Source organism: Quisquiliibacterium sp. (assembly GCF_982640115.1).
In genome coordinates this window covers 1-7,961 of sequence record NZ_CEXFHW010000175.1, presented here as the reverse complement: position 1 = coordinate 7,961, position 7,961 = coordinate 1, and the positions used below count along the sequence as shown (strand labels likewise).

Below are 7,961 nucleotides of genomic sequence, written 5' to 3'. Positions count from 1 at the left end.
AGGGCTACTCCGAGCCCAATGCCGGCTCCGACCTTGCCTCGCTCGCCACCCGCGCCGATCTGCAGGGCGACCACTTCATGGTCAACGGCCAGAAGATCTGGACTTCCTACGCCGACAAGGCCGACTGGATCTTCTGCCTGGTGCGCACCGACTTCGCCGCGAAGAAGCATGACGGCATCAGCTTCCTGCTCTTCGACATGGCCTCGCCGGGCGTCACCACGCGCCCCATCCTCCTGATTTCGGGCAAGTCGCCGTTCTGCGAGACCTTCTTCGACAATGTCCAGGTGCCGCGCCGCAACCTGGTGGGCGAGATCAACCGCGGCTGGGAGATCGCCAAGTACCTGCTCACGCATGAGCGCGAATCGATCAGCGGCATGGGCACGCGCAGCGCCGGCCGGCCGCTGCCCCAGACCGCGCTGGCCGCCGCCGGCCGCGACGCCGAGGGGCGGCTCGCCGATCCGCTGCTGCGTGCCAGCCTTGCCGCCTTCGAGGTCGACGAGGCCGCCTTCGGCCTGATGCTCGAGCGCCACGGTGACCTTGCCCGGCAGGGGCAGGCCGACCCGGCCTTCTCGTCGGTGCTCAAGTACTACGGCTCCGAGCTCAACAAGCGTCGCTTCGAGCTGGCGATGCAGGCTGCCGGCAGCGATGCGCTCGAGTGGGAGAGCGAGCGCTCCGATGACGGCGCGCTGGCGCGCGGCTGGCTGCGTACCAAGGCCAACTCCATCGAGGGCGGGACCAGCGAGGTCCAGCTCAACATCGTCTCCAAGCGCATCCTGGCGCTGCCCGGCGCCTGAGTCCGGCGCGGCCCCGCTATCTGAACGGAAACCCCATGGCACTCACCCTGGATGAATCGCAGCGCATGCTGCACGACTCGGCGCGCAGCTTCATCGGCGAGCGCGCGCCGGTGGCCCATCTGCGTCGGCTGCGCGACAGCCGCGATCCCGACGGTTTCGACCGCGCCCTCTGGAAGGAATTCGCCAGCATGGGCTTCTCGGGCGTGCTGGTCGCCGAGGCCCACGGCGGTCTCGGCCTGGGCCTGGTCGAGGCCGGCATCATCATGGAGGCCATCGGGCGCAGCCTGATGCCCTCGCCCTTCTTCGCCACCTCGGTGCTGGGTGCGACCGCCCTGGCCAGTGCCGACCGACCCGACGCCATGGCCGGACACCTGTCGGCGCTGGCCGCCGGCGAGCGGCTGTTCGCGCTGGCCGTCGACGAGGGGCCGCGTCATCGGCCGGCGGCGCTCGCCTGTGCAGCCACGCCGGCCGGTGATGGCTACACCCTGCAGGGCGCCAAGACCTTCGTGGTCGATGGCCATGTGGCCCACTGGCTGATCGTCGCGGCCACCGCGCCGCAGGGCACGGTGCTGCTGCTGGTCGATCCCGCCCAGGCCGGCGTTGCGGTCGAGCGCACCGTGATGGTCGATGCCCACAACGCCGCGCGGGTGCGACTCGATGCCGTGTCGGTGCCGGCGGCGCAGGTGCTGGTCGGTCCGGCCCGTGGCGCGCAGGTGTTGGCGGCTGTGCTCGAAGCGGGCCGCGCGGTGCTGGCCGCCGAACTGCTCGGCGCCGGCGACGAGACCTTCTCGCGCACCGTGGCCTACCTGCGTGATCGCAAGCAGTTCGGTCGCACCATCGGCGAGTTCCAGGCGCTGCAGCACCGCGCTTCCATCCTCTACACCGATCTCGAACTTGCCCGGGCCGCGGTCATGCGTGGCCTGCAGGCGGCCGCGGCCGGCGGCGACGAGGCGGCGCGCTGGGTGTCGGTGGCCAAGGCCAAGGCCTGCCAGGCGGCTGGCCTGGCGGCCCAGGAGGGCGTGCAGATGCATGGCGGCATGGGCATGACCGATGCCTTCGACCAGGGCCTGTTCATGAAGCGCATCAAGGTGCTGCAGGAACTCTTCGGCGACGCCGCCTTCCACGGCGACCGGCTGGCGCGGCTCAACGGCTACTGAGCTCCGTCACGCGTCCGAGCGCGCTTCTCGGACGCTGCCGGCCGGCGCGGGGGGCGGTGCTACCATCCGGCGCTTTCTCACGGACGATGCCCCCGCCATGCTCTGGATGCGTTTCCTGCTCGATGGTCGCCCCGCCCTGGGCCAGCTCGACGGCGACCGGGTCGTGGTTCACGAGGGCTCGATCTTCGATTCGCCCCGGCCCACCGGCCAGGTGCTCGCGGCCGACGCGGTGCACTGGCTCGCGCCCTGCGAGCCCGGCAAGTTCATCTGCCTGTGGAACAACTTCCACGCCGCGGCTGCCAAGCAGGGTCAGGCCATTCCGGCCGAGCCGCTCTGGGTGATCAAGGCGGCCAGCGCGCTGTCGGCGCATCGCGCGCCGATCCCCGCGCCGGCGGCCACGGCCTACGACGGCCGCGTGGTCTTCGAGGGCGAGCTCGGCGTGGTGATCGGCCGGCGCTGCCGTGATGTCGACGAAGCGCAGGCCGCCAACCACATCCTGGGCTACACCTGCGTCAATGACGTGACCGCGCTCGAACTGATCAACCGCGACCCGGCCTTCGCGCAATGGACGCGGGCCAAGAGCTTTGATGGCTTCGGGCCTTTCGGTCCGGTGATTGCCACCGGGCTCGACCCGCTCTCGCTCACGGTGCGCACCCTGGTGGGTGGCCGCGAGCGTCAGAACTATCCGGTGGCCGACATGATCTTCAAGCCGGCGCAGATTGTCGCGCGCCTGTCGCGGGAGATGACGCTGGAGCCTGGTGATGTGATCTCCTGCGGCACCTCGCTGGGCGTGCTGCCGATGCGGCCCGGCCAGCTGGTCGAGGTGAGCATCGAGGGCATTGGCACCCTGTCCAACGAATACCAGGCCGCGGCCGCCTGTACGGCGGCCCGTGGCCGCATCACTCTTTCTGAGCGTGTGAGATGAAGATCACCATCGTGGGGGCCGGCGCGATCGGCGGCTACCTCGGGGCGCGGCTGGCGCTGGCCGGCGAGGATGTCACCTTCGTGGCTCGCGGCGCCAACCTCGCGGCCTTGCGCGCCGACGGCATCCGCCTGATCGAGGAAGATGGCACCGAGCGGGTGGCGCGTCCGATCCGGGCGGTGCAGTCGATGGCCGAGGCCGGCCCGCAGGACTATGTGCTGCTCACCCTCAAGGCCCATCAGGTCGAGCAGGTGGCCCCCGACATGCGCGCGCTGTTCGGGCCCGACACGGCGGTGGTGACCATGCAGAACGGCATTCCGTGGTGGTACTTCCATCGGCTGGGCGGCGAGTACGACGGGCGCGCGGTCACGGCGGTCGATCCGCGGGGCGTGATCGCCGCCAGCATCGAGAACGAGCGCATCATCGGCTCGGTGGTCTACCCGGCGAGCGAGCTGGTGGCGCCGGGCGTGGTCAAGGTGATCGAGGGCAACCGCTTCTCGCTGGGCGAGCCCGACAACAGCCGCTCCGAGCGCGCCGTGCGCCTGTCAGAGGCGATGATCCGCGCCGGGTTCAAGTCGCCGGTCTCCACCGATCTGCGCGGCGAGATCTGGCTCAAGCTCTGGGGCAATCTCACCTTCAATCCGGTGAGCGCGCTCACGCACGCCACGCTGGCCGGCATCTGCCGCTTTCCGCTCACCCGTGAGCTCGCCGCGGGCATGATGCGCGAGGCGCAGGCCGTGGCCGAGAAGCTCGGCGCGCGCATGCGGGTGTCGGTGGACAAGCGCATCGCCGGCGCCGAGGCGGTGGGCGAGCACAAGACCTCGATGCTGCAGGATGTGGAGCGCGGCCGTGCACTGGAGCTCGACGCCCTGCTGGGCAGCGTGGTGGAGCTCGCCCGCATCACCGGCATCGAGACGCCGCGCATCGACGCTATCCATGCCTGCGCGTCGCTGCTCGCCGCCACGCTCGCGGCGCAGAACGGGCGGCTGGAAGTCCAGCCGCTCTAGCGCGGCGCGGGCGCAGCCCGCGGTGACGGGCCGGCCTCAGCCCGCCGCGGCCGGCCGGCCGCGCAGCGCCCCGGCGATGCGGTTCAGTGGCTGCCAGAACAGCATGGCCAGGCCCAGCGACATCAGCGAACCGACCAGACCGTTGGCCCAGAACACCGACAGGCTGCCCTGCGAGAGCAGCATCGCCTGCCGGAAGCTCGACTCGGCCATGTCACCGAGCACCAGCGCCAGCACCAGCGGCGCCAGCGGATAGCCGAGCTTCTTGAAGAGGTAGCCGAGCACGCCGAAGACCAGCATCAGCACCACATCGAAGAGCGCGTTGTGCACGGTGTAGGCGCCGATCGCGCAGATCACCAGGATGACCGGCGCGATGATCGCGAAGGGCACCCGCAGGATGGCCGCCCACCACGGCACGGTGGTGAGCACCACCAGCAGGCCGACCACATTGCCGAGATACATGCTGGCGATCAGGCCCCAGACGAAGTCCTTCTGCTCGACGAAGAGCAAGGGGCCGGGTTGCAGGCCCCAGATCAGCAGGCCACCGAGCAGCACCGCGGCGGTGGGCGAGCCGGGGATGCCCAGCGTGAGCATGGGCAGCAGCGCGCTGGTGCCGGCGGCGTGGGCAGCAGTCTCGGGCGCGACCACGCCCTCGAGCTCGCCCTTGCCGAAGCGCGCGCCGTTGGGCGAGAAGCGCTTGGCCATGCCATAGCTCATGAACGAGGCCGGGGTGGCCCCGCCCGGGGTGATGCCCATCCAGCAGCCGATCAGGGTGCCGCGGATGGCGGTGGCCCAGTAGCGCGGCAGCTGCTTCCAGGTCTCGAGCACCACGCGGGCGTTGATGCCCGATCGGCCGCCCTTGAAGGCGAGGCCTTCCTCCATGGTGACCAGGATCTCGCCCACGCCGAACAGGCCGATCACCGCCACCAGGAAGTCGAAGCCGCGCAGCAGCTCCTGCTGGCCGAAGGTGAGGCGCAACTGGCCGGTGACGGTGTCCATGCCCACCGCACCCAGCGCGAAGCCGAGCATCATGGCCGCGATGGTCTTGTAGGCCTTGTTGCCGCTCATGCCCACGAAGCTGCAGAAGGTGAGGAACTGCACCGCGAAGAACTCCGCCGGGCCGAACTTCAGCGCGAACTTCGCCACCACCGGCGCCAGGAAGGTGACCATCAGCACCGAGAGCAGCGCGCCGAAGAACGACGAGGTGAAGGCGGCGGTCAGCGCCTCGCCGGCGCGGCCCTGCTGGGCAAGCGGATAGCCGTCGAAGGTGGTGGCCACCGACCAGGGTTCGCCCGGGATGTTGAACAGGATCGAGGTGATCGCCCCGCCGAACAGCGCGCCCCAGTAGATGCACGAGAGCATGATGATCGCGCTGGCCGGCGGCATGGTGAAGGTGAGCGGCAGCAGGATCGCCACGCCGTTGGCGCCGCCCAGGCCGGGCAGCACGCCGATCAGCACGCCCAGCACGATGCCCAGCAGCATGAATCCGAAGTTCTGCAGCGACAGCGCGACCGAGAAGCCGTGCATCAGGTTGCCGAGGTCTTCCATGGCTCAGAACCCCAGCAGTCGTTCGATCGGGCCCTTGGGCAGGGACACCAGGAACCAGCGCTCGAAGAGCATGAACAGCAGCAGCGGCACGCCCACCGAGACCGCGCCCGTGAGCGGCCAGCCGAAGCGGCCATGGCGGCGCATGAAATAGCCGATGAACAGCGCCGAGGAGACGTAGATGCCCACGCCATAGATGGCCGCGACATAGATCGCCGTGGGCACGAACACCTGGGCCACCCGGCCGAGCTGCTCGCGGCTGGCGAAGGCCTCGCCGGCGCCGATGCCGGCACGAAGCGCATCGACCACGCCGACCATCGCGGCGGCTGCCAGCGCCAGGCCGATGTAGAAAGGGAAGTAGCCGGCCTGCGGCCCGTCGTCGGCCCAGCCCGCGCCGATGCGGTGGCTGTCCACCGCGACCACCACCCCAACCGCCAGGAAGAACAGCGAGGTGATCAGCTCGACCTGCGTGTGCCGCAGGCGTGAGGGGGTTTCATCCCCCGTGGGATGGGACATGGTGGCGCTCCGCTCTCGGGTCTACTTGGCCAGGAAGCCGGCTTCCTGCATCAGGCCCTTGTGGAGCGCCTCGGCCTTGACCAGCCAGTCGTTGAACTCCTTGCCGGTCATGAAACTGTCCTTGAACGCACCCTTCTCGACGAACTCCTTCCAGTCGGGGGTGGCGCGCACCTTGCGGAACAGGTCGATGTAGAAGTTGACCTGCTCGGGCGTGACGCCCGGGGGCATGAAGATGCCGCGCAGCATCAGGTAATCGACATCGACGCCGGCCTCCTTGCAGGAGACGATGTCGTTCCACGACTGGGTGTCGGTGACCTTGGCCTTGAAGGGCATGCGCTCGTCGTCGAGCACGCACAACGGGCGCAGCTTGCCGGCACGCCAGTGGGCCACTGCCTCGATCGGGTTGTTCACGGTGGAGTTGACATGCTTGCCCACCAGCTGCACCGCCACATCGCCGCCGCCCTTGAAGGGCACATAGATGAACTTGCGGCCGGCGACCTTCTCGAGCGCGACCGTGATGATCTGGTCTTCCTGGCGCGAACCGGTCCCGGCCATCTTGAAGGTGGCCGGGGGGGCGGCCTTGACCGCGTCGAGGTATTCGCGGGCGGTCTTGTAGGGCGACTCGGCATTGACCCACAGCACGAACTGGTCGAGCGCGAGCATCGACACCGGGGTCATGTCCTTCCAGTTGAACGGCACGCCGGTGCCCAGGGGCGTGGTGAACAGGTTGGACAGGGTGATGACGATCTTGTGCGGATCGCCCTTGGCCGACTTGACCTCGAGGAAGCCCTCGGCCCCGGCGCCGCCCGCCTTGTTGACCACGACCAGCGGCTGCTTCATGAGGGAGTGCTTGCTGATGACGCCTTGCAGGAAGCGCGCCATCTGGTCGGCACCGCCCCCGGTGCCGGCCGGCACCACGAACTCCACCGGCTTGGTGGGTTCCCAGGCTGCTGTTGCGTTCAATGAAACCGCAAGACCGGCTGCGAGCGCCAGCCCTCTCGCAGCGCGTTGCAGGCCAAGGGAGACAGCCGCAGGGAAGAGCGTTGATTGTTTTAGCATTTGAAACTTTGGCTGGAAGTTGATCGGTATCGTCGGACGCGGATGGTACTGGCAAGGCCTCCCCGTAGAATCAAAGGTTTGGCCAATTAGTCGGGGATTTCCAGATGCCGCAAGCAAGCACCCTCGTGGAACTGATGTCGGCAGGCGCCGACGATGCCATCGCCCTCACCGCGCCCGGGGTCGCGGGTCTGAGCTTCGCGGCGCTGCGCGCCCAGGTGCATGACACCGTGGCCGCGCTCAATGCCATGGGCATCGGCCGTGGCGATCGCGTGGCGATCGTGCTCAACAACGGCCCCGAGATGGCCACCGCCTTCATCTCGGTGGCGGCTGGCGCGGCCTCGGCGCCGCTCAATCCGGCGTATCGCGCCGACGAGTTCGAGTTCTACCTCTCGGACCTGAACGCGCGCGGCCTGATCGTGGAGGCCGGCAGCACCTCGCCCGCGGTGGAGGTGGCGCGCAAGCTCGGCGTGCGCATCATCGAGCTGCAGCCGCGGCGCGAAGCAGGCGCCGGCGCGTTCAGCCTCGCGGCCGGTCCGGCCGGCACCCCGGCCCAGCCCGGCATGGCGCAGCCCGACGATGTGGCGCTGGTGCTGCACACCTCGGGCACCACCTCGCGCCCGAAGATCGTGCCGCTCACCCAGCGCAATGTCTGCGCCTCGGCACGCAACATCCGTGGCTTCCTGTCGCTCACCGCCGAAGACCGCGGCCTGAACATCATGCCGCTCTTCCACATCCATGGCCTGATCGCCGGCATCCTCGCGCCGCTGTCGGCCGGCGGCCAGGTGTGCTGCACGCCGGGCTTCAATGCGCTGAAATTCTTCGCCTGGATGGAGGAGTCGCGGCCCACCTGGTACACGGCCGTGCCCACCATGCACCAGACCATCCTCAGCCGCGCGGCGAACAACCGTGCGGTGATCGAGGCCAACCCGCTGCGCTTCATCCGCTCCTCGTCGTCGGCCATGCC

At 69.2% G+C, this 7,961-nt stretch carries 8 protein-coding genes; 5 read left to right on the top strand and 3 right to left on the bottom strand.

The window, feature by feature from the left end; translation table 11 throughout:
• The 4 genes from AC2H6A_RS16000 to AC2H6A_RS15985 all read left to right on the top strand — a co-directional run.
• The coding region (locus AC2H6A_RS16000; protein WP_484274706.1) for an acyl-CoA dehydrogenase family protein at positions 1-794 on the top strand (794 nt) is incomplete at its 5' end.
• A 35-nt stretch (positions 795-829) separates the two neighbouring features.
• The gene (locus AC2H6A_RS15995; protein ID WP_484274704.1) at positions 830-1,951 is read left to right on the top strand and encodes an acyl-CoA dehydrogenase family protein; all 1,122 of its coding nucleotides are present in this window, start codon (positions 830-832) and stop codon (positions 1,949-1,951) included.
• A 97-nt stretch (positions 1,952-2,048) separates the two neighbouring features.
• Positions 2,049-2,876, top strand: a complete 828-nt coding sequence (locus AC2H6A_RS15990) for a fumarylacetoacetate hydrolase family protein (protein WP_484274703.1) — start codon at positions 2,049-2,051, stop codon at positions 2,874-2,876.
• A complete protein-coding gene (locus tag AC2H6A_RS15985) occupies positions 2,873-3,880 on the top strand; it encodes a 2-dehydropantoate 2-reductase (RefSeq protein WP_484274702.1) in 1,008 nt (335 codons plus the stop codon). The genes AC2H6A_RS15990 and AC2H6A_RS15985 overlap by 4 nt, the downstream gene beginning before the upstream one ends.
• Before the next feature lie 36 nt (positions 3,881-3,916).
• On the opposite strand, the gene AC2H6A_RS15980 is transcribed toward AC2H6A_RS15985, so the two are convergent.
• The 3 genes from AC2H6A_RS15980 to AC2H6A_RS15970 are packed head-to-tail and all read right to left on the bottom strand — an operon-like array spanning position 3,917 to position 6,997.
• Positions 3,917-5,425: a tripartite tricarboxylate transporter permease gene (locus AC2H6A_RS15980; protein WP_484274700.1), complete on the bottom strand. Its 1,509-nt coding sequence runs from the start codon at positions 5,423-5,425 to the stop codon at positions 3,917-3,919.
• A 3-nt stretch (positions 5,426-5,428) separates the two neighbouring features.
• Positions 5,429-5,938: a tripartite tricarboxylate transporter TctB family protein gene (locus tag AC2H6A_RS15975; RefSeq protein WP_484274698.1), complete on the bottom strand. Its 510-nt coding sequence runs from the start codon at positions 5,936-5,938 to the stop codon at positions 5,429-5,431.
• Between the two features lie 21 nt (positions 5,939-5,959).
• On the bottom strand, positions 5,960-6,997 hold the full coding sequence (locus AC2H6A_RS15970; protein ID WP_484274697.1) for a Bug family tripartite tricarboxylate transporter substrate binding protein: 1,038 nt from the start codon (positions 6,995-6,997) through the stop codon (positions 5,960-5,962).
• A 104-nt stretch (positions 6,998-7,101) separates the two neighbouring features.
• On the opposite strand from AC2H6A_RS15970, the gene AC2H6A_RS15965 reads away from it, so the two are divergent.
• On the top strand, positions 7,102-7,961 hold an 860-nt coding region (locus AC2H6A_RS15965), incomplete at its 3' end, for an AMP-binding protein (RefSeq protein ID WP_484274696.1).